Source organism: Microbacterium protaetiae (genome assembly GCF_004135285.1).
Taxonomy (GTDB): Bacteria; Actinomycetota; Actinomycetes; order Actinomycetales; family Microbacteriaceae; genus Microbacterium; species Microbacterium protaetiae.
In genome coordinates this window covers 780,508-800,377 of record NZ_CP035494.1, presented here as the reverse complement: position 1 = coordinate 800,377, position 19,870 = coordinate 780,508, and the positions used below count along the sequence as shown (strand labels likewise).

The window sequence follows — 19,870 nt, the reverse complement described above, 5'->3', positions numbered from 1 at the left end:
TTCTCGATCCTGGCTCGGCGCGGCGTGACACGATGGGGAGCATGACCGAATACGCCACGATTCTCACCGAGACGCGAGGACGCGTCGGGTGGATCACTCTCAATCGTCCCGACGCCCTCAACGCCTTGAACTCCCAGGTGTGCGCCGACGTCGTCGCCGCCGCGACCGCGTTCGACCGCGACCCGGGCATCGGCGCGATCGTCGTGACCGGCTCGGAGCGCGCGTTCGCCGCGGGTGCCGACATCAAGGAGATGGAGTCGAAGACCTCGCTCGACATGGTCATGGGCGACCACTTCGGCGGCTGGGCGCAGTTCGCCGCCGTGCGCACGCCCGTCATCGCCGCCGTAAGCGGCTACGCCCTGGGCGGTGGGTGCGAGTTGGCGATGATGTGCGACATCATCCTGGCCGCCGACACCGCGAAGTTCGGGCAGCCAGAGATAAACCTCGCCGTGATCCCGGGAATGGGTGGCACGCAGCGGCTCATCCGGGCCATCGGGTACTACAAGGCGGCTGAGCTGGTGCTCACCGGTCGGATGATGGATGCTGCCGAAGCCGAGCGCGCCGGACTCGTCTCGCGCGTGGTGCCGGCGGCCGAACTGCTCGATGAGGCCGGAAAGGTCGCCGAGACCATCGCATCGAAGTCGCTGCCCAGCGTGTTCGCGGCAAAAGCCGCGCTGGATGCCGCGATGGAGACGACCCTCGCCGAGGGGCTGCGTTTCGAGAAGCAGGCGTTTGCGAGCCTCTTCGACACCCAGGACCAGAAGGAGGGCATGGCCGCCTTCCGCGAGAAGCGCCAGCCCGACTTCGAGAACCGCTGAGCGACAGGCGCGTCGGGCCGCGCAGGTTCGGCTGGGCGCCGAGACAAGGGATCTCTCCCGAGACCGAGGGCGTTGCACCTTGTTTCGGGAGAGATCCCTTGTCGCGCGGAATGGGGCAGGGGGAGTTCGTCAGCGAACGAGTCCGGCGGCGAGGGAGGATGCCTCGGCTCGCTGCGCGCGCAGTACCGCGATGCTCGCGACGGCCATGGTCACCGCGCCCGCGATGCCGGCGACGATGAACGTCGCCCGCGGGCCCAGCACGGCATTGCCGACGCCGCCCAGCCCCAGAGATATCAGCGACGCACTGCGGGCCAGGCCGTTCAGCGCGGCGTAGACCCGGCCGCGGTGCGCGTCGGGCGTGCGCGAGGTCAGCAGCGCTCCGAAGGTCGCGTTGCCGGTGCCGAACGATGCCGTGAGCAGGGTGATCAGCACCGCGTACACCCAGTACCCGGGTGCCAGTCCCGCCGCGACCATGACGACCGCCGCCCCGCCGAAGCCCAACGTCGCCACCCGCGCGCGAGTCGTATTGGTGTGGATGCGCCCGGCGACGGCGGCCCCGATGACGCCTCCGGCGCCGGCGAAGAACTCGCCCAGTCCGTACTGCCAGTCGGTGGCGCCCAGCGCGTCGCGGGCCAGGAACACCTCGACGGGGTTGATCCCCTCCACCAGGATGACGAAGACCAGTATCGCGGCGAACAGCGGCAGCAGCACGCGATCGCGCGCGACCATGCGCAGCCCGGCCGTCCACGACGCCTTCGGCTCGGCAGCGGCATCCTGCCCTGCCGTCGCGGGGGTGTCGATCGCCCCGTGCCGCCGCGTGCGGATGATCAGCGCCGCGCCGGCCAAGAGCACGTAGCTTGCGGCATCCGCCCAGAATCCCCACGCGATGTCGTCGAGGGTCATCAACAACCCGCCCAGGCCCGCGCCGATCGGCGAGGCGACCGCCGCGAGGCCCTGCTGCCAGGAGATGGCCTGGCCGATGCGATCTTCGCCGACGATGCGGGGGAGCAGCGCGCTCCACGTCGGCTGCTCGAACGCCTGGGCCAGTGAGATCACGACACCGGTGAGGAAGATCATCACGACGCTGTGATCGAAGCCCAGCGCGACGACGGCGGCCGCTTGGATGAGGGATGCCGCGACCAGCACGACCCGTGAGTCCATCGTGTCGACGACCCGACCGGCGATGCCCATCGTGGCTATCGCCGGGATCACGAGGGCGGCCAGGAACGCCGCGACGCCGAAGGGACCCGCGCCGCCGTCGTGCAGCAGAAGGATCGCGGCGATCGAGGTGACCGACGTGCCCGCGGTGCTCAGGGCCCGGCCGCCCAGCGCGATGCGGGCGTCGCGGACAGCCCACACCGAGTTCTGAAAGGGACGCTTCACAAATATGAAGGATATGTTTCAGATTACGGAATCGCAAGTAGACTGCCGACGTGCGCGATGAACCGATCAGAGTGACGGAGCTGACGCAGATGCGCGCGGCCATGCACCCTGCGCGCTGGCGGGTGCTCACGGAGTTGTTCGACCGGCGCGAAACGCTGACGGCGACGCAGGCAGCAGAGATCACGGGGCTCACCCCTTCTGCGATGAGCTATCACCTCAATCAGCTCGCGAAGGCGGGGTTCATCGAGCCCGATGACGCGGCGGACGGGCGCGAACGACCCTGGCGGGCGATGGGCAGCGGCCTGGAGATCTCCGGTCAGCCCGACGCCGCGATGGGGCGCGCGATGATGCAGAACATTCTCGCCGAGGTCACACGTCTGCTCTCAGCCGGGCCTCCGAGCGGCCCCGACGGCACGCCGTGGCCCTCGTCGTACACGCACACCCAGTTGCATCTGACGAAGGATCGCGCGAAGGAGCTGCACCGCCGCATCCATGAGGTCATCGACGAGTTCGAAGACGACACCGAGGGGCCCGAGCACGAGATCTTCTGGATCCAGGGCGTGCACCCGTCTGGATCTTCTGAGGACGCAGCGTCCGCCCGTCGCTGAGCGACGCGACGTGGTCGCCGTGCGCCCCGTCACCCCATCCGGCGTCGGTAGACCGCGATCGCCGCGATGTACGCGGCCACCAGGATGCCGACGATCCACGCCAGCGCGATCCAGATGTCGCTGAGGACCGGAGCACCCTCGAACAGCGCGCGCAGGGTGTTCACGATCGAGGTCATGGGCTGATACTCGGCGAACCACTGCACGGGCCCGGGCATCGACGCGGTGGGCACGAACGCCGAGCTGATGAAGGGCAGGAAGATCAGCGGGTACGAGAACGCTCCGGCGCCGTCGGGCGTCTTTGCCACCAGACCGGCGACCACGGCGACCCAGGTGAGGGCGAGGGTCACCAGGAGCAGGATGCCGATCACTGCGAGCCAGGCTCCGATCCCTGCCCCGGTGCGGAAACCCATCGCGAACGCCACCGCGGTCACGATCACCAGCGCGATCGCGTTGGCCACCAGTGAGGTGAGCACGTGCGCCCACAAGGCCGCAGATCGTGCGATGGGCATCGACTGGAACCGCTCGAAGATGCCGCCCTTGAGGTCGTTGAACAGGCGCAGTGCGGTGTACGCGATGCCGGAGGCGATCGTGATGAGCAGGATGCCGGGCAGCATGTAGTCGATGTACGACGTCGTGCCCGTCTCGATCGCCCCGCCCAGAACGTACACGAACAGCAGCATCATCGCGATCGGCATGATCGCGGTCGTGATGATGGTGTCCAGGCTCCGCGTGATGTGCTTGAGGGATCGCCCCGTGAGCGCGGCGGTGTCGCCGACGAATGCGGTGGTCATGACGATTGCTCCTTCGTGTCTTCCTCGCCCACGAGCGAGAGGAAGACGTCCTCAAGCGTCGGCTGCTTCTCGACGTACTCCACCTTCGCCGGCGGCAGCAGAGCCTTCAGCTCGTCGAGCGTGCCGTTTTGGATGATGCGTCCGCCGTGCAGGATGGCGATGCGATCGGCGAGCTGTTCGGCCTCGTCGAGGTACTGCGTGGTCAGCAGCACCGTGGTTCCGCCGTCGGCGAGCTCGCGCACGGCTCGCCACACGTCGAGGCGCGCCTGGGGATCGAGCCCGGTGGTGGGCTCGTCGAGGAAGATCACCGGCGGGTCGCCGATCAGGCTCATCGCGATGTCGAGTCGCCGGCGCATGCCACCCGAGTAGGTCGCAGCCTTTCGCGCTCCTGCGTCGGTCAGCGAGAACCGCGCGAGCAGCTCGTCGGCGACCGTGCCCGGGTTCGGCAGGTGGCGCAGGCGCGCGACCAGGGCGAGGTTCTCGCGGCCGGTGAGGATCTCGTCGACGGCGGCGAACTGCCCGGTCAGGCTGATCGCCTGGCGCACCGCGGCGGGGTCGGCAGTCACATCGATGCCGGCGATCCGCGCGGTTCCGGCATCCATTCTCTGCAGCGTCGACAGGATGCGGATCAGCGTGGTCTTGCCGGCGCCGTTCGAGCCGAGCAGGGCGAAGATGCTGCCGCGGGTGACTTCGAGGTCGACGCCGCGCAAGACGTGCAGTTCGCCGTACGACTTCTCGACTCCGGTGACGGCGATCGCGGGCGCGGTCATGGCTGCTCGCCGCGTTCGGCGTCTTCGACAGCCTTGGTCAGGCGGGCGCGTTCCTTGTCGATCCAGCGCTTGCCGCTGTAGGCGGCGGCGAACGACTCGATGAACTCGACCGGGTCGTCGCCGACGATCTCGCGTACCGAAGTGCCGTCAAGAGCGGCACGCTCCCACAGATCGGCGAAGTCCGTGAACATGCGCGTGAGCGTGTCGCCGTCGGTGACGCCGCCCGCGACCAGCAGGTAGCGGTGGAACGCCTGGGCCACGGACTGGTACGGGGCCGGCAGCGCCTCAAGACGCGCCTTGTCGTTCTTGTACCGCTTCTTCTGCTCGAGCGATCCGGTGATCAGCTCGATCCACTTTGGGGCCATGTCAGTCCTCTCCTTCGTGGAGCTGGGCGAGCCGATCGGTCAGAAAGCTCCACGTCTTCCAGAACCCGGCGAGCTGTTGATGTCCGTGCCGGTTGAGTGAGTACACCTTGCGCGGTGGGCCCTTCTCGCTCGGCACCTTCTCGACGTCGACGAGGCCGCGCTGCTCGATGCGCACCAGCAGGGCATAGACGGTGCCCTCGGCGATGTCGCTGAAGCCCTGGTCGCGCAGCCACGCCGTGATCTCGTAGCCGTAGGCGGGTCGGCGCGCGAGGATCGCCAGGACGATGCCCTCGAGCACGCCCTTGAGCATCTCGGTCTCTTGCTTGCCCACGGCGCCTCCGGTCGGTACTCAGTGATGGTGACTACAGGTAGACGGTAACACTAAGTACTGGTAGTTGGCAACACTAGGTAGCGGGGTGGGGGCGGTGCCGAGCCGAGGCTGCTCGGACCTGCGTGCAACAACTCAGTCTGTGAGCCCAGCGGTGAGCCGGCTCGGCGCGTCATCTCGGTGATCTCGAGCTCGAGCGCGTCGGCCGAGACTGAGTTGGTGCACGCGTGAGGTGCAAGACCGGGCGCAGCCGCGGGCCCGAGCCGCGTTCAGAGCGGGTCGGGTGCCGGGCGCGGGTCGTCGAAGTCGCCGGCGTCGCGGCGCAGCCGCGCGATGAGCCCCACGAGCGACTCGGTGTCGTCGCGGCTGAGGCCGGGCCGCTCGAAGACGTCCGCGTTCAGCGCGGCGGTCGCCCGCTCGGCGAGCGCGCGCCCGCTCTCGGTGAGGGTGATGAGCGTCGCACGCCCGTCGTCGGGATGCGGCTCACGCCTGACGTGCCCCGATGCCTCGAGCCGGTCGACGGTGTTCGTCACGCTGGTGGGATGCACCTGCAGGCGCAACGACGCCGATGCCATCGGCATTCTCCCGCTGCGCGTGAAGCTCAGCAGGGTGAGCAACTCGTACCGCGCGAAGGTGAGCTTGAACGGCTTCAGCGTCGCGTCGACACGGGCCAGCAGCAGCTGCTGAGCGCGCATGATCGAGGTCACCAGCGTCATGCCGGGCGCGGCATCCGTCCATCCGTGCTCGAGCCACTGCCGCTTCGCCTCGGCGATCGGGTCGACGGGCAGTCGTTTGGCGCGGGCCACAATCACCTCCGGAGCTTTACGGTCAACGGTAGTCGGTTCCCCACGATCGACTGTGCGGCATGTCGGCCGGTCTGAATAGACTCGACATTGACAAAGGAGAGGCATGAAGATCATCGTCCTGGTCAAGGAAGTCCCGGATACCTACGGGGACCGCAAGCTCGACCTCGAGACCGGTCTGGCCGATCGTGGCGCCAGTGAGTCGGTGCTCGATGAGATCAGCGGCCGCGCTCTCGAGGTCGCGCTCACATATGCCGACACGCACGACGGCACCGAGGTGGTCGTTCTCTCGGTGGCGCCCGAGTCGTCGCAGGCGACCATCCGCAAGGGGCTCGCCATGGGTGCGGGCTCGGCGGTGCAGGTCGTCGATGAGGCGCTGCGCGGTGCCGATCTGGGGCTGACCGCCGAGGTGCTGGCCGCCGCCATCCGCGAGATCGGGTTCGATCTGGTGATCGCGGGCAACCAATCCACCGACGGCAACGGCGCGGTCATCCCTGCGATGCTCGCTGAGCTGCTCGATGTGCCGCAGGCGACGAGCCTGGCGACGGTGCAGATCAACGACGCCGAGGTGCGCGGTGAACGCGCCATCGACGGCGGCACGGCGACGGTGTCGACCGCGCTGCCCGCCGTCATCTCGATCACCGAGCGTCTTCCCGATGCCCGGTTCCCGAACTTCAAGGGCATCATGGCGGCCAAGAAGAAGCCCTATGAGACGAAGTCTCTCGCTGATCTGGGGGTGGATGCCGCCGACCCGGCCGCCTCCCGTTCGATCATGATCGCAGTCAGCGAGAAGCCCCCGCGGGCGGCGGGCACAAAGATCGTCGACGACGGCGATGCGGGTGTGCAGCTCGCCGAGTTCCTGATCCAGAACCGACTGGCCTGAGGTGAGCGACATGGCTGAATACGCTGCAGATTCAATCCTCGTCCTGCTGGATGTCACCCCCTCGGGTGAGCTGGCGAAATCGTCGGCCGCGCTGCTGGGTGCGGCATCCGGCATCGGCACACCGGTTGCGCTCGTCGTCGGCGACGAGAAGCTTGCGGATGCCGCAGCCGCACAGGGCGCTGCCCGCGTGCTGGTGGCGGCCCCGGGCGAGGGCCTGACAGTTCCGGTCGTCGATGCCCTCGCGGCCGCGGCCGAGCTCGTGCAGCCCGACGCTATCCTCATCTCGCACTCCGTCGACGGGCGGGATGTCGCCGGCCGCTACGCCGCGCGCTCCCGCTCGGCGCTGGCCGTCGACGCGGTCGGGGTCGATCGTGATGAAGAGGGCGTGATCGCCCACCACTCCGTGTACGGCGGCATGTTCACCGTCGATTCGGCGGCGACGTTCGGCGCCCCGGTGATCACGGTGCGTCAGGGAGCGGTCGACGCCCGCGCCGAGGCGCAGCCGGTTGCCGTCGAGAAGCTCGATGTCACCCCGTCGGGCCGCAAGGCTGCCACGGTCGAAGAGGTCGTCGAGAGCACCGAGACCTCGACCCGGCCCGAGCTGCGTGGCGCGGCGAAGGTCGTCTCGGGCGGCCGCGGTCTGGGTTCGGGCGAGAAGTTCGCGCTGGTCGATGAGCTCGCCGATGTGCTCGGTGCCGCGGTGGGCGCCTCGCGCGCCGCGGTGGACGCCGGATACGTTCCGCAGTCGTACCAGGTGGGCCAGACCGGTGTCTCGGTGAGCCCGCAGCTGTATGTCGCGCTGGGGATCTCGGGGGCCATTCAGCACAAGGCCGGCATGCAGACCGCCAAGACGATCGTCGCGATCAACAAAGACGCCGATGCTCCGATGTTCGACATCGCCGACTTCGGCGTGGTCGGCGACCTGTTCACGGTTGTGCCGCAGCTGATCGAAACCCTCAAGGCGCGGAAGCAGTAGCCGTGGCGACCTACTCCCGCACGGTGCGCCGCGGTCTGCCGCGCACGCGAGACGGCGAGCCGTGGCCACCTGCCGGCGACGCGCCGGTCGAGGTTGCCGATCCTGCGCCCGCGGTCGTCGCAGGAGCGGAGCCGCCGGTCGTTGAGCAAGCGGAGCCGCCGGTCGTTGAGCAAGCGGAGCGAGTCGAAACGACGCCCACGGTCGTCGCGATCGAGGATGTTTCGGCTCGGGCCTCCGGCCCTCGCTCAACGAGCGGCGTCGCCCTGCGCCGTGGCCTGCCGCGCGTGGCCGGGGGAGAGCCATGGCCGCCCGCCGGTGTGGCAGTTGCTGTCGTCAGCGGTCAGGTTGCTGACGAACCCGAGGCTGCGCCCCGGGCAGAGCGAACCGAAACGACGTCTGAGGTCACCGCGACGGGGGACGTTTCGTCTCGGGCCTTCGGCCCTCGCTCAACGAGCGGCGCGGCCCTGGCCGGGGGCATGGCCCTGCGCCGTGGCCTGCCCCGCACCAAGGGCGGCGAGCCGTGGCCGCCGGCGGGGTTCGCCCCGGCCGCCGAGACCGTCGCTCCTGCGGCAGACGCACCGGAACCGGCGCCGGCACCGACGACACCCGCGCGCGCCGGGCGGCGCACCGGCCTGCCGCGCCCCGGCGCCGCGGCCGCCGCATCCGCGCAGCCCGCACCCGCGGCATCCACCCCCGCTGCAGCCCCCGCTGCCGCGCCCGCGCAGGCCGCACCCGCCGCACTGGCCCCGCTGCCGTTCACCAGCAGCGTGCGCGCCGGCGAGGCCGCCGCGCGGTGGGAGGCAGACCGGGCCCGCGCGATCGCCAAGCGCAAGCCGATCACGCCGCCCGAGCCGGTGCGGCATGGTCCGTTCACGACGGGACAGTGGGTCGGGGCCGCCATCATCGCCGTGATCGCACTGGTGGGAGCGGCGGGCATGCTCGTCATGCTCACCCGGTGGTTCCTGAGCCTCGAGTTCATGCAGAGCTTTGTGGCGAGCTACCCGGGCGCGTATGAGCTGCCCGAGCAGGCGCCGGTGGGATTCCCAGTGTGGCTGAACTGGCAGCACTTCCTCAACATCTTCTTCATGGTGCTGATCATTCGGTCGGGCCTGTACGTGCGGCATCAGAAGCGGCCCGCTGCCTTCTGGAGCCCGCGCGGCAACCCGAAGCGCAAGATCAGCATTCAGCTGTGGCTGCACCAGTCGCTCGACATCCTGTGGCTGGTCAACGGTGTGGTCTTCATCGTGCTGCTGTTTTCCACCGGGCAGTGGATGCGGCTGGTGCCCACGGACTGGTCGGTGTTCCCCAACGCGCTGTCGGCGGGGTTGCAATACCTGTCGATGGACTGGCCGATCGAAGACGGGTGGGTCAACTACAACAGCCTGCAGCAGCTCGCGTACTTCGCGGTCGTTTTCCTCGCGGCACCGCTCGCCGCGATCACCGGTGTGCGCATGAGCGGTGTCTGGCCGAAGAACGCCACGGCGCTGAACAAGGCGTACCCGATCGAGTGGGCACGGGCCGTGCACTTCCCGACGATGCTCTTCTTCGTGCTGTTCATCGTCGCGCACGTCACCCTCGTGGTCACGACCGGGTTCCTGCACAATCTCAACGCGATGTTCGCATCGAACCCCGGCAACGGATGGGTCGGGTTCTGGTTCTTCGTGGGAGCGATGGTGCTGGTGGTCGCCGGCTGGGTGGCGGCACGGCCGTTGGTGCTCGCACCGATCGCGAAGCTGTTCGGCCGCGTCAGCGAGCGCTGAGGTCGCAGCGGGTCGGCCGCGTGCGGCCCGCGCACTGGGTGTCGTCCGCCGCGCCACGCCCGCCGCGCGCTCATCGTCTGCCGTCCGGTCTTGTCGCTTCGGGTGTGTGAAGCGGCGTTTTGGGACGGCGGATGCTGGGGTGCCTGCGGTTTGCTGTCCGATAGTGTCGCTTCCCGGGTGTGAAGCGGCGTTTTGGGACGGCGGATGCTGGGGTGCCTGCGGTTTGCTGTCCGATAGTGTCGCTTCCCGGGTGTGAAGCGGCGTTTTGGGACGGCGGATGCTGGGGTGCCTGCGGTTTGCTGTCCGATAGTGTCGCTTCCCGGGTGTGAAGCGGCGTTTTGGGACGGCGGATGCTGGGGTGCCTGCGGTTTGCGGTCCGACAGTGCCGCTTCCCGGGTGTGAAGCGGCGTTTTGGGACGGCGATTGCCTAGGGCGGGGCCCAAGCCGCGTCAGCGAGCGCTCACCCGGGGGATAACCCCACCGCAGGTCTGTGGATCCCCCTGATGTGCGGGTGGATGCCACGCCCTAGCTTTGAAGCATGACCACGACTACGAGCGATCAGGCCCCACGGGTGTTCACTCCCGCCCGCGTGCTGGGGGCTATCGCGCAGCTTGCCGCGGCGGGCGTCGTCTGGGCGATCGCCTTCGGTGTACTCTTCGCCCTGCTGGCCTCCGGCATCGGACTCACCTTCGCCTTCGGCGTCGGCCTCGTCATCCTGCTCGGCTTCATCTACGCGCTCTTCGCACTGGGGTGGCTCGAAACGGCGCGGGTCGAGGGCCTGTACGGCTTCGGGATCGCGCCGCTCGCGCCGAGATCGAGCGGCCGACCCGGGTTCACCGGATGGCTGCACACCGTGTGGCTGCAGTTCATCGACGGGCGCATGTGGCGCGGTGTCGCCAGCGCAGCCGTCGCGGCCGTGCTCGGGTGGGCGACGCTGTCGCTCATCTCGGTCACCGCGTCGGGCATCGCTATGGTGTTCACGCCGCTGCTTCCCGGCGACCCTGGCACGCTGCTGCTGCAGGGGTCGGGGCTGGAGATCCCGGCCGCATGGGCTGTGGCAGGGGGCATCATCGCGGCGCTCGTCTCGATCGCCGGGTTGATCGGACTCGCTGCCCTGCACGGTGTGCTCGTGCGCGGCATCCTGGTCCCCTCACGCGAGGCGCAGCTGGCAGCGGCCGCCCGCACCGCCCAGGCGCAGCGGGGTGGGGCGGTGCGCGCGGCCGACGTCGAGCGCACCCGCATCGAGCGCGACCTGCACGACGGCGTGCAGCCCCGTCTCGTATCGGTCGGCATGACGCTGGGCATGGCCCAGCAGAAGATCGACGACGACCCGGATGCCGCCAAGCAGCTGATCGCCGAGGCACACACTTCGACCAAGGCGGCCATCACCGAGTTGCGGCAGCTGGCCCGCGGCATCCATACCTCCGTGCTCGACGACCGCGGGCTGGATGCCGCGCTGTCGGCACTGGCCGCGCGCTCGCCGATTCCGGTGGTGCTCGACGCCCGCATCACGCAGCGGTGCAGTCAGCCCGCCGAGGCGGCCGTGTACTTCGTCATCGCCGAGTCGCTCACCAACGCCGCGAAGCACTCGCGGGCCGCAGAGTGCCGGGTGCTGGTGCGCCAACGCGAAGGCGGCATCTTGTGGGCACGTGTCGAAGACAACGGCATCGGCGGGGCGACCGTCGTGCCCGGCGGCGGGCTGGACGGCCTGTCGAACCGGGTGCTCGGCGTCGGCGGCACGCTGAGGGTGGACAGTCCCGTCGGAGGCCCGACCAGTGTGGAGGTGAGCGTGCCATGCGCGTACTGATCTGCGAAGACTCCGTGCTGCTGCGGGAGGGACTCGTGCGTCTGCTCGAAGACGCCGGGCACGAGGTGGTCGCCGCTCTTGCGGATGCCTCGGACCTTGACGACACCGTCACCGAGACCGCGCCCGACCTGTGCATCCTCGACGTGCGGCTGCCTCCCACGCGCACCGACGAGGGGATCCGGGCGGCATTGCGGTTGCGGGCCGCCGACGCCGAGCTGCCGATCCTTGTGCTGTCGCAGTATGTCGAGGAGCGTTATGCGGCCGACCTCATCGCCGGCCGTGGGGGAGCGCTCGGCTATCTGCTGAAGGACCGGGTGGCCGATGTCGCCGAGTTTCTGCAGACGGTGGAGCAGATCGCCGGCGGATCGACGGTGTTCGACCCCGAAGTGGTCGCCCAGCTGCTCAGTCGGCGCACACAGGATGACCGGATGCAGCGGCTCACCGATCGCGAGTCGACGGTGCTGGCGCTGATCGCCGAAGGCAAGTCGAACCAGGCCATCGCCCAGACGCTGTACATCACCGAGGGCAGCGTGGAAAAGCACATCACCTCGGTGTTCCAGAAGCTCGATCTCGAGCAGGACGAATCAGGCAACCGGCGGGTGCTGGCAGCGCTCGCCCACATCGCACACAGCGGCGATTCGCCGCAGGCAGGGGAGAACCGATGAGCACGACACAGAGTGCACGCACGGTCGCAATAGTGGCGATCGCCCTGGGCGGGGTCATCGCCATCGGATCGGTGGCCTCGGCTGCGGCATCCACCATCGCATCGGCCTCGGTGCAGACCAGCACCCGCACCATCGACGTCGCCGGGGTCGACGAACTGAACGTCGACATGAACGCGGGCACGCTGCGGGTCGAGTTCGCCGATGTCGCCGAGGCCGAACTCTCGGTCACTGGAGGCACCAGCGCCGACCGATGGACGCTGCGTCGTCAGGGCAGCGGCCTGCGGGTGGGCTCGCCCGACGGTCACTTCTGGTGGTGGGGCGGCTGGTTCGGCCATGGCAACGGCGACGCGGTGCTGACGCTGCCGCAATCGCTGTCGGGACTGGATGCCGATCTCGGGCTGTCGGCCGGGGCGACCAGTGCGGAGGGCGACTTCGGCGACATCACGGTGTCATCGGGCGCGGGGCGGGTACGCATCGACGGCACTGCGCAGACGATCTCGGCCGACATCAGCGCCGGTCGTGCCGATCTGGCGCTGGCCGATGTGCAGCGCGCCGACCTGAAGCTCAGCGCGGGCGACGTGGATGCCACCTTCACCGGCTCGCAGCCGCAGCGGATGCAGCTGACGGCCAGTGCCGGAAGCATGCACGTGACGGTGCCCGAGGGGCAGTACGACGTGAACCAGCGGATCTCGGCCGGCACGTTCGACAACCGGATCGGTTCGACTCCCGGGGCGGCGAGCACCGTGATGGTGGATGTCTCGGCGGGGACGATCACGCTGGTCAGCGCGCGCTGACCGATCAAGGGGAGGGGCGCGGCTCAGCCGTTGGGGCCGCGCTCGTCCCACACATCCTGAACGCCGGCGGCGTAGCCCTGGTCGTACGCCTCGTCGGCGCCGAGCCGGAACATGTCGCGCTCGGCGGGGCGCACGATCGAGCGGGCGCCGGGAAGGTCGAGGTCACCGACAAGATCGGCGCGGCCGCGCACGATCGCGACCGGCCGGCGAGCGGCCTTGCCCTTGACGAGCTCGGCGGCCGACGCCAGCTCATCGGCGACACACGGCAGCGTGACCACCAGCGGCCGGCCCTCGGCGTCGGTCTTGCCGCGCAGGTCTTCGAACACGCGCACACCGGCGGCACCGATCGCGGCGTCGGTCTGGCCTTCACGCCACGCGCGACCGAGGGTGTCGGAGATGATGACGCCCACCTGCACGCCCCGCAGCTCACGCAGTCCGGTCGCGATCGCACGGGCCGAGGCATCCGGATCCTGCGGCAGCAGCAGCACGGTCCCCGGCGGCGTGTTCGACGCGTCGACGCCGGCGGCTGCCGAGACGATCCCGAGCCGGTTCTCGACGATGCGGGTGCTGTGCCCTGATTCCGAGGTGCGGGATGCCACGACCCGCACGGTCTCGGCGGTGATGGCGTCTTCACGGTCGGCGGCCGCGACGCTGCGGCCCTCGGCCTTCGAGACGATCTTCGAGGTGACCACGACGATGTCGCCGTCGGCGAGGGTGTCACCGGCGGCATCGGCGATGATCTGCACCAGGTCGGCGCCGACGGTGATCTCAGGGATGCCCTCGAGGGCCCAGAGCTGCAGCACGGTCAGCGGACGAAGCGGACCTCGGTGAGCTGCTCACCGAGGAAGGGCTCGGTGTGGCGCGCGCCGTCGAGGGTGAATCCGTTGCGCGTGTAGAAGCGGTGCGCCCGGGGGTTGTCCTCGGCCACCCAGAGGTACAGCGGCTCGTCTTCGTCGACGGCGGCGTCGAAGAGCTTCTTGCCGATACCGGTGCTGTGATACGCGGCGAGAAGGTAGATGAAGTACAGTTCGCGGTTGCGCGGGGCGTCTTTGTCACGGGCCGGCCCCGACCCGACGAAGCCGACGATCTCGCCGTCGACGAGTGCCGCGCTCATCTTGAACTCGTCGCCCTGCACGGCCCAGTGGGTCCAGAGTTCGGCGAGCCGCTTGGGAGACACGCTTTCGAGTGCGGCCTTGCTGATGAGGTGGTCGTACGTCTCGTGCCAGCAGGTGGCGTGCACCCGGCCGAGTGCTTCGGCGTCCACGTCACGAACCGGACGGACGACGATGTCTGTCTGCAGTTGGGCGTCCATGGCCAGACTCTACGCGGCCGGGGCGTCAGGGGGAAATCGGGGCGTTCGACACCCGTTCCCTCCTGTGCTGACCCGACAAGCGATGACTGCGGCCATCACACGGCGTAGTAGCATCCCGGGTCGTGAATGTCATCTGGCGGACGATCCTCATCCACCTTCGCGCGCGGCGTCGCGTGCGCCGCGGCGACACCCTCCCGCTGAATGGGATCAATCGCATCCGGTTGACGACGCTGCCGACCGACATCGACATCCTCATGCACATGAACAACGGCCGCTACCTGTCGCTGTTCGACCTCGGCCGGTGGGACCTTCTGGTGCGCACCGGCTTGTGGGACGTCATGAAACGGCACGACTGGTATGCGGTCGTCTCGGCCGAGACCATCACCTTTCGCAAGTCGCTGCAGCTGTGGCAGCGATTCGAGGTGGAATCACGGATGCTGGGCCACGATGATCGTGCCGTGTATATGGAGCATCGGGTCGTCGTCGACGGCGAGGTCTACACGCGCGCGATCATCCGTTCGCGCATGATGCGCAAGTCGGGAGGCACGCTGCCGCACGACGAGCTGTTCGCCGCGCTCGGCCCTCTCGAGGCGGTGCCCGACGTCGAGCCCTGGGTGCACGCGTGGGCCGAGGCATCCCGCTTGCCTTCGACGCGTCAGCCGGCGCCGAGCACGTGGGAGTGAGGCCGCCGCCTCACTCCTCGGTCGTCACCTCGTCGCCATACAGGCCGCGGCCCTGCAGCGGTTCTTCGGTGCCGTCCTTGCGCCGCCGCAGCACGGCGAGGGTGCCGATGGTGCCCAGCGCCGCCAGGGCGAGTACGGCCACGATCGAGGCGATGGCCCATGCCTGGGCATTGGCCGGTGGGTGATCGTGTACGGCAACCGGCGTCGCACTCGCCTCGGGCGCGGCCGGCTGTGCGTCGACGAACGGGCTGTCGGGTCCGCGCAGGCCGGCGCCGGGAACGAGGGTGAGCGCGCTGTACGGCTGCACTATTCCCCACCCTGACACGTCGTCACGCGCGTCGGGATTCGCCCGGCGGGCGGTGACCTCGAGCCGATACGCCCACTGTGCCGGCGTCTCGTCGGGAAACTGCGCGGCCACCAGCGCCGCGGCCGCCGACACGTAACCGGTCGCGTAGCTGGTGGCCGGGGCATCCGCGGCGAAGATGCAGTCGCCGCCGGCGGGACTGACCGACAGGATGTTCTGGCCCGGCGCACTCAACGACACATGAGGGCCGTGGATGCTGTCGCTGGTGACCACACCATCGACGCCGACGGCTGCCACACCGAGCGCACCCGCCGCCGCGGCCGGGTATCGCGCGCCGTCGCGATCGTTCGAGGCCACAGACTCGGTCTGGTCGCGGTTGCCGGCGCTGGCCACGACGAGGCTGCCGTGGTCGGCGGCGTACGCGACGGCATCCACGAGCCGCGCGTCAGAGGCCGCCGTGCTCAGCGACACGTTGATGATCTGCGCGCCGTGATCGGCGGCATAGCGGATGCCGCGGGCCAGCCGCGAGATGTCGGGGCCGGTGCCGGCCTTCACTGCCTGGTCGTCGACATCGGCGTAGACCCGCACAGGCAGGATCTTCACCTGCGGGGCAAGGCCGATCACTCCGGAGTCGGAGATTCCCCGGGCCGCGATCTGCCCCGCGATGGCGGTTCCGTGACCGTAGTCGTCGGAGCGCCCGGTCGAATCAGCGTCGTCGTCGACGAGGTTCACGCCCTTGAGTACCGCACCGGTCAGGTGGGGATTGGCGGCATTGACCCCCGAGTCCACGACGGCGACGACCACCCCGTCGCCGCGCGTGAGGGCCCAGGCGCGTTCGGCCTGCAAGATCTGGAACGCCGGCGGGGCATCGGCGATCCGGGTCGCCGCGGTGCACTGTCCCGAGGTGGCTTGCGCGACGCTGGGCGTCGCGGCGTCGGCAGCGGCGGGTGATGCGGCCAGCAGCAGCGCCAGCGCCGCGGCGGCAGCGCCGTACCGTACCGGCCGGCTCATCCGCCTGCGGTCTTTCCCGCAGCATCCGTGGTCAAGGCCGGCCCGGTGGCCAACAGCGCGGTCCAGCCGGCATCGGCCGAGCCGATGTCGTCGGTGGCATAGCCCAGTCGAGCAACGGTCTCTTCGGTGGCGCCGGGAAGCGCGAAGGCCGTACCGGTCGAGTCGACGAGCGTGAGCATGCGGCTGCTGTCGTCACCGGCTTCAGCCTGGACGAGCGCCCCGATCCCGGCGGTCACCTGCACCCCTGCCTCTGCCTCGACCGATGTGGCCTGCGCGGCCAGCACCGTCTGCGACGCGCTGCCCGTGTGGGTCAGCAGCGCGCACGGGCGCTGGTCCGAGCCGAGCGCCGTGAAGCCGTCGCTGGGCCAATCGGCGCCGCCGGCGGGAGCTGTCGCGGTCTGCAGACCGCTCACCTGCGCGGCGCTGACTTCGGTGGGCGCATGCACGCTCGGGCCGTTGCCGAGCTGGTACAACTGCCAGGCCAGCGGGCTCAACGCCGCGAGCTGTCCGTCGTCGGTGATCAAGAAGCGCTCGTCGTCAGCGGTCTCGGCGATGTGCACGACCTCGCCGGTGACGAGCTTCGAATCGCCGACGGGTGTGCCGTGCGACACGTTCAGTGGCGCCAGGGTGGTGCCCTGGTCGAACAGGTTGATCCACGAGGCCGGCACCGGCTGGGGTGCCGAGGTCGTGATCCCCACCGCGCGCAGCACGGCGTCGCCATGGTCGCCGGTCACGGGAAAGCGCACGTTGCCGGCGACGACGAACACCTTGTCGCCGGTGGAGACGACCACGGCGTCGTCGGTGGCCGCGGCCGCCGGCGTGACGGCGATCCGAGTCGACAGTGCCGACTCGCCGACCACGCACGAGGTCCAGCCGTCGTTGACCAGCGCCGACGGCGCGGGCAAGGAATCGGGCGCCCCGACGATGCCCAGCGTCGAACCGAGCGGAACGTCGTCGAGCTGATCCTGCGAGGTCGAGATGACGGCGAAGCTGCTCGAGGGGATGAGCAGGCGGCCGCTCGCGGTGTTCACGACGGGGTGCAGCGTACCGTCGACGGTGACATAGCGCGCACCGGTGTCTTTGGCCAGCACGAGTCGGCCGTTCTCCCAGCCCTGCGGAAGCCCAGGCTGCACCAGCCCCCAGAACACCCCCACCCCGATGAGTGCGACCGAGATGGCTATCGCCGCGATCACCGCACGCATGGGCTTGGCCGGCTCGAGCTCTTTGCCCCCGGGCGCGCCGCTGACGAATGCTGTGAGCAGGCGTCGCTGCGAGAAGCTCTGCGCCTGGATCAGGTCGCCTTTGGTCGCCATCTACGCCAGCCCCGCCGCGATCACGCCGACAGGCAGCAACGCCGCGAGGATCACCAGCTCGGCGACATCCGCCCACCGGCTCAGGCGCACCCGCGTACCCGGGGTGATCAAGGTGACCGTCACGGTGACGACGGTGGCCGCCGCCGCGACCACCAGCAACACGGTCTGCAGCTGTGGCTGCGCGATCGCCGTCACTACTCCGGTCACGCCCAGCCCGATCGTGGCAAGGGTCATGATGGCCATCACATGGCTGCGCGCGTACACCTGCCGCGCGGGGAACATCGTGCCCAGGAACGCGAGCGCGCACAGGGCGCTGCCGGCAGCGCCGGATGCCGCCACCAGCGGGGTGGCGATGAGGATGCACACGCCCAGCGCCAGGCGTGAGACGAGCAGGGCCCGCGCGGCCGCCGCCGTGCGACGGGCGACATCCTCGCCGTCGATGGGGGCGGGGTCGGCGAACACCTCGGCATCGCTGTGCGGCGAGATGACGCGGATGCGGGTCGAACTGAGCACGAGCCAGGGAAGGGCGTTGGATGCCGTGGCTGCAACGGCCACCATCAGGGCGTACACCGCGACGGCATTGCCCGGCAGCAGGATCGTGACGCCACCGGCGACAGCGATGACGGCACCGCCGATCACGACACCCAGAGTGAGTTCGCGTCGCTCGGGCATGAGGGCGGAAGTCGCCGCCCCCGCCACGAACGCGCACGCTCCGCCCACGGCGAGGGGAACCGCCCACGGCATTGCGGCCCCGGCCATCGCGAGGTAACCGCCGATCGCGGCGAACACTCCGGCGGCGACGCCCAGCGCATGCCCCGCGACGATCTGCCCGAGTCGCGCCACGACCACCCCGACCGCTATCAGCAGAACGGCGCCGATGCCTGCCACGAGGGCGCCGATGCCCACCGACGGACCGGCCGCCAAGAGAACGACCGCGCACACGGCCAGCAGCGTGAGGCTTGCGCCCAGCGCGGTGCGCACACCGTCTTGCGGAGTCCAGGGGCGATGCTGGTCTTCGGTCGCATCGATGACCGCCTCGACGATGTCATCGTAGACGCGTGGCTGTGCGACCAGCCCTCCCCGGGCGAGGGTCAGCACATCGCCGTCGGCAACGCCCTGCGCGGCTGCGGTGCCGGCGGCATCGAGTGCGCGGCCGTCGGCGCGTCGCAATTCGTAGCCGGTGTGCGTCATCGTGGGGTCGAGTAGCCCCAGATTGCGGGCGAACCCGGGCATCAGCTCGATGAGAGGCAGTTGCGCGGGGATGCCGATGTCGAGGCGCCGACCTTCGCCGAGCACCGAGATGCGCACGAGCGCGCGCGGTGCGCTTACTGTCTGAGCCACCGTGTCAGTCTACCGAGCGGCCCGGAATGACGAAGCGGTACAGCGCAGCCGCCAGCGCGAACAGCACGAGGCCGGCCACGAACGCGACAAGTGCGAGCACCACGGCCGGGACCGACCCGTGGGCGACGCCGATGACGATGGTGATCGCCGCTCCCGCGGTCGCCACGACGATCGACAACACGGCGAGCAGACGCAGAGGTCCCGACAGCGGCAGCGTGTCGGGATACCTCTGCGCCGACTGGAAGGCCAGGACGGCCAGCACACCCGCCAGAAGCGTCAGCACGGTGGTCGTCAGGGCGAATCCCATCGACTCGGGTGCGGTGACCGCCAGCGCGTATCCCGCGACGCTCGCGCCGGCCAGTACGACGGCGATGCACGCTGTGAGCACTCCGAACACCCGCGACCTGCTGCGCCGCTGCGTGGGCGTGGCGGAGGACGGCGCCGCATTCATCGGGTCGCTATCGCCGGCCACTCGGTGATGCCGGCCGTGCAGTTGCCCAGCGTCGTGCGGCAGCTGCCGGCCAGGGCGTACAGCACTGCCACGCCGGCTCCTGCTGCAACCAGGAATGCGGCGATGCCGAGCCCGATCAGCACCGGCACGGCGGGCAGGCCGATGATCGTCCCCGTCGCCACCGCCGCGCCGGCCAGGGCACCCAGCAGGGTGATGATCGCGACGCAGATGCCGGCCCAGAACGAGGTGATGCCGGTGGCCAGCGAACTGAGCGCGTTGCCGATGTTCTGTGCGTAGTCCGACATGATCGATGTGTTGGCGCGGCGCTGCGGTTCGATCGACTGCTCGTACTGGCTCGCGGCGCGACCCTGCCACCGGTCGTCGACCGAGAGGTTCAGGTCGGTGATCGTGTCGTTGATGCGCGCGACCGAACCGCCCATGGTCGTCCACCCCTCACCGGCGCCGTTGAGCAGCCAAGGGTTGCCGACGTAGGTGAGCTTGTCGGTGAACCACGCCCAGAATTCGCCGAGTTTGTCCAGCATCGCGTTCCACGCGCCCCGCACCTTGCTGATGACCCACTCCAAGAAGAAGGGGACCGAGTCCAGCACGGCGTTGACGATGCGGGTGATCTGGTCGATCTTCTCCTTTATCTGATCGAGCAGGCGGATGATCTTCTCTGCGATGTCGTTCACGGTGTCGTCTCT

Annotated in this window: 22 protein-coding genes; 9 read left to right on the top strand and 13 right to left on the bottom strand. The window is 69.4% G+C overall.

What is annotated here, in order from left to right; genetic code table 11:
- Positions 1–41: 41 nt before the first annotated feature.
- Entirely contained in the window at positions 42–818 is a 777-nt protein-coding gene (locus ET475_RS03550; protein WP_129386085.1) for an enoyl-CoA hydratase, read from the top strand.
- 129 nt (positions 819–947) lie between these two features.
- Here the strand turns inward: ET475_RS03550 and ET475_RS03545 are convergent, their stop codons facing one another.
- Entirely contained in the window at positions 948–2,201 is a 1,254-nt protein-coding gene (locus ET475_RS03545) for an MFS transporter (protein ID WP_165310713.1), read from the bottom strand.
- Between the two features lie 50 nt (positions 2,202–2,251).
- Here ET475_RS03545 and ET475_RS03540 point away from each other — a divergent pair, with 50 nt between their 5' ends.
- Positions 2,252–2,809: a winged helix-turn-helix domain-containing protein gene (locus ET475_RS03540; RefSeq protein ID WP_129386081.1), complete on the top strand. Its 558-nt coding sequence runs from the start codon at positions 2,252–2,254 to the stop codon at positions 2,807–2,809.
- Between the two features lie 29 nt (positions 2,810–2,838).
- Here ET475_RS03540 and ET475_RS03535 read toward each other — a convergent pair whose 3' ends face one another.
- From ET475_RS03535 to ET475_RS03515, 5 genes are all read right to left on the bottom strand, one after another.
- Positions 2,839–3,600, bottom strand: a complete 762-nt coding sequence (locus ET475_RS03535) for an ABC transporter permease (RefSeq protein WP_129386079.1) — start codon at positions 3,598–3,600, stop codon at positions 2,839–2,841.
- Positions 3,597–4,370, bottom strand: a complete 774-nt coding sequence (locus ET475_RS03530; RefSeq protein ID WP_129386077.1) for an ABC transporter ATP-binding protein — start codon at positions 4,368–4,370, stop codon at positions 3,597–3,599. The genes ET475_RS03535 and ET475_RS03530 overlap by 4 nt, the downstream gene beginning before the upstream one ends.
- A complete protein-coding gene (locus ET475_RS03525; RefSeq protein ID WP_129386075.1) occupies positions 4,367–4,735 on the bottom strand; it encodes a DUF1048 domain-containing protein in 369 nt (122 codons plus the stop codon). The genes ET475_RS03530 and ET475_RS03525 overlap by 4 nt, the downstream gene beginning before the upstream one ends.
- Before the next feature lies 1 nt (position 4,736).
- Positions 4,737–5,066: a PadR family transcriptional regulator gene (locus tag ET475_RS03520; protein WP_129386073.1), complete on the bottom strand. Its 330-nt coding sequence runs from the start codon at positions 5,064–5,066 to the stop codon at positions 4,737–4,739.
- 266 nt (positions 5,067–5,332) lie between these two features.
- On the bottom strand, positions 5,333–5,869 hold the full coding sequence (locus ET475_RS03515; protein WP_242497829.1) for a MarR family winged helix-turn-helix transcriptional regulator: 537 nt from the start codon (positions 5,867–5,869) through the stop codon (positions 5,333–5,335).
- A gap of 103 nt (positions 5,870–5,972) precedes the next feature.
- Here ET475_RS03515 and ET475_RS03510 point away from each other — a divergent pair, with 103 nt between their 5' ends.
- The 6 genes from ET475_RS03510 to ET475_RS03485 all read left to right on the top strand — a co-directional run bounded on the left by ET475_RS03510 (position 5,973) and on the right by ET475_RS03485 (position 12,751).
- A complete protein-coding gene (locus ET475_RS03510) occupies positions 5,973–6,749 on the top strand; it encodes an electron transfer flavoprotein subunit beta/FixA family protein (RefSeq protein WP_129386070.1) in 777 nt (258 codons plus the stop codon).
- Between the two features lie 10 nt (positions 6,750–6,759).
- The gene (locus tag ET475_RS03505) at positions 6,760–7,725 is read left to right on the top strand and encodes an electron transfer flavoprotein subunit alpha/FixB family protein (protein WP_129386068.1); all 966 of its coding nucleotides are present in this window, start codon (positions 6,760–6,762) and stop codon (positions 7,723–7,725) included.
- A 2-nt stretch (positions 7,726–7,727) separates the two neighbouring features.
- Positions 7,728–9,485 (top strand): cytochrome b/b6 domain-containing protein, encoded by a 1,758-nt coding sequence (locus ET475_RS03500; protein WP_129386066.1) that lies wholly within the window; start codon positions 7,728–7,730, stop codon positions 9,483–9,485.
- Positions 9,486–10,023: 538 nt separating this feature from the next.
- Positions 10,024–11,292, top strand: a complete 1,269-nt coding sequence (locus tag ET475_RS03495) for a sensor histidine kinase (RefSeq protein WP_129386064.1) — start codon at positions 10,024–10,026, stop codon at positions 11,290–11,292.
- Positions 11,280–11,957, top strand: a complete 678-nt coding sequence (locus tag ET475_RS03490) for a response regulator (RefSeq protein ID WP_129386062.1) — start codon at positions 11,280–11,282, stop codon at positions 11,955–11,957. The genes ET475_RS03495 and ET475_RS03490 overlap by 13 nt, the downstream gene beginning before the upstream one ends.
- Entirely contained in the window at positions 11,954–12,751 is a 798-nt protein-coding gene (locus ET475_RS03485; RefSeq protein WP_129386060.1) for a DUF4097 family beta strand repeat-containing protein, read from the top strand. Before ET475_RS03490 ends, ET475_RS03485 begins: the two co-directional genes overlap by 4 nt.
- 23 nt (positions 12,752–12,774) lie before the next feature.
- Here ET475_RS03485 and cofE read toward each other — a convergent pair whose 3' ends face one another.
- Complete coding sequence (cofE, locus tag ET475_RS03480) at positions 12,775–13,554, bottom strand: coenzyme F420-0:L-glutamate ligase (protein ID WP_129386058.1); 780 nt, start codon at positions 13,552–13,554, stop codon at positions 12,775–12,777.
- Positions 13,555–13,556: 2 nt separating this feature from the next.
- Positions 13,557–14,063: a GNAT family N-acetyltransferase gene (locus tag ET475_RS03475; protein ID WP_129386056.1), complete on the bottom strand. Its 507-nt coding sequence runs from the start codon at positions 14,061–14,063 to the stop codon at positions 13,557–13,559.
- Positions 14,064–14,185: 122 nt separating this feature from the next.
- Here ET475_RS03475 and ET475_RS03470 point away from each other — a divergent pair, with 122 nt between their 5' ends.
- Complete coding sequence (locus tag ET475_RS03470) at positions 14,186–14,746, top strand: acyl-CoA thioesterase (RefSeq protein WP_129386054.1); 561 nt, start codon at positions 14,186–14,188, stop codon at positions 14,744–14,746.
- Positions 14,747–14,756: 10 nt separating this feature from the next.
- Here ET475_RS03470 and ET475_RS03465 read toward each other — a convergent pair whose 3' ends face one another.
- Genes ET475_RS03465 through ET475_RS03445 form a run of 5 tightly spaced genes read right to left on the bottom strand, consistent with a single transcriptional unit; the run spans position 14,757 to position 19,858 of the window.
- Positions 14,757–16,061 (bottom strand): S8 family serine peptidase, encoded by a 1,305-nt coding sequence (locus ET475_RS03465; RefSeq protein ID WP_129386052.1) that lies wholly within the window; start codon positions 16,059–16,061, stop codon positions 14,757–14,759.
- Positions 16,058–17,374, bottom strand: coding sequence for a type VII secretion protein EccB (eccB, locus tag ET475_RS03460; protein ID WP_129386050.1), 1,317 nt, complete (start codon positions 17,372–17,374; stop codon positions 16,058–16,060). Before eccB ends, ET475_RS03465 begins: the two co-directional genes overlap by 4 nt.
- The gene (locus ET475_RS03455) at positions 17,375–18,715 is read right to left on the bottom strand and encodes an EsaB/YukD family protein (protein WP_129386048.1); all 1,341 of its coding nucleotides are present in this window, start codon (positions 18,713–18,715) and stop codon (positions 17,375–17,377) included.
- Positions 18,716–18,719: 4 nt separating this feature from the next.
- Positions 18,720–19,187 carry a hypothetical protein gene (locus ET475_RS03450; protein WP_129386046.1) on the bottom strand — a complete coding sequence of 156 codons (468 nt, stop codon included), beginning with the start codon at positions 19,185–19,187 and terminating at the stop codon, positions 18,720–18,722.
- Positions 19,163–19,858, bottom strand: coding sequence for a hypothetical protein (locus tag ET475_RS03445; RefSeq protein ID WP_129386044.1), 696 nt, complete (start codon positions 19,856–19,858; stop codon positions 19,163–19,165). Before ET475_RS03445 ends, ET475_RS03450 begins: the two co-directional genes overlap by 25 nt.
- Positions 19,859–19,870: the final 12 nt, after the last annotated feature.

Excerpts from the sequence above, each read along its gene's own strand:
- ET475_RS03525 (WP_129386075.1), bottom strand. The coding sequence starts at position 4,735 with ATGGCCCCAAAGTGGATCGAGCTGATCACCGGATCGCTCGAGCAGAAG.
- ET475_RS03490 (WP_129386062.1), top strand. The coding sequence starts at position 11,280 with ATGCGCGTACTGATCTGCGAAGACTCCGTGCTGCTGCGGGAGGGACTC.
- ET475_RS03485 (WP_129386060.1), top strand. The coding sequence starts at position 11,954 with ATGAGCACGACACAGAGTGCACGCACGGTCGCAATAGTGGCGATCGCC.
- ET475_RS03465 (WP_129386052.1), bottom strand. The coding sequence starts at position 16,061 with ATGAGCCGGCCGGTACGGTACGGCGCTGCCGCCGCGGCGCTGGCGCTG.
- ET475_RS03510 (WP_129386070.1), top strand. The coding sequence starts at position 5,973 with ATGAAGATCATCGTCCTGGTCAAGGAAGTCCCGGATACCTACGGGGAC.
- eccB (WP_129386050.1), bottom strand. The coding sequence starts at position 17,374 with ATGGCGACCAAAGGCGACCTGATCCAGGCGCAGAGCTTCTCGCAGCGA.
- ET475_RS03550 (WP_129386085.1), top strand. The coding sequence starts at position 42 with ATGACCGAATACGCCACGATTCTCACCGAGACGCGAGGACGCGTCGGG.
- ET475_RS03475 (WP_129386056.1), bottom strand. The coding sequence starts at position 14,063 with ATGGACGCCCAACTGCAGACAGACATCGTCGTCCGTCCGGTTCGTGAC.
- ET475_RS03505 (WP_129386068.1), top strand. The coding sequence starts at position 6,760 with ATGGCTGAATACGCTGCAGATTCAATCCTCGTCCTGCTGGATGTCACC.
- ET475_RS03535 (WP_129386079.1), bottom strand. The coding sequence starts at position 3,600 with ATGACCACCGCATTCGTCGGCGACACCGCCGCGCTCACGGGGCGATCC.
- ET475_RS03495 (WP_129386064.1), top strand. The coding sequence starts at position 10,024 with ATGACCACGACTACGAGCGATCAGGCCCCACGGGTGTTCACTCCCGCC.
- ET475_RS03530 (WP_129386077.1), bottom strand. The coding sequence starts at position 4,370 with ATGACCGCGCCCGCGATCGCCGTCACCGGAGTCGAGAAGTCGTACGGC.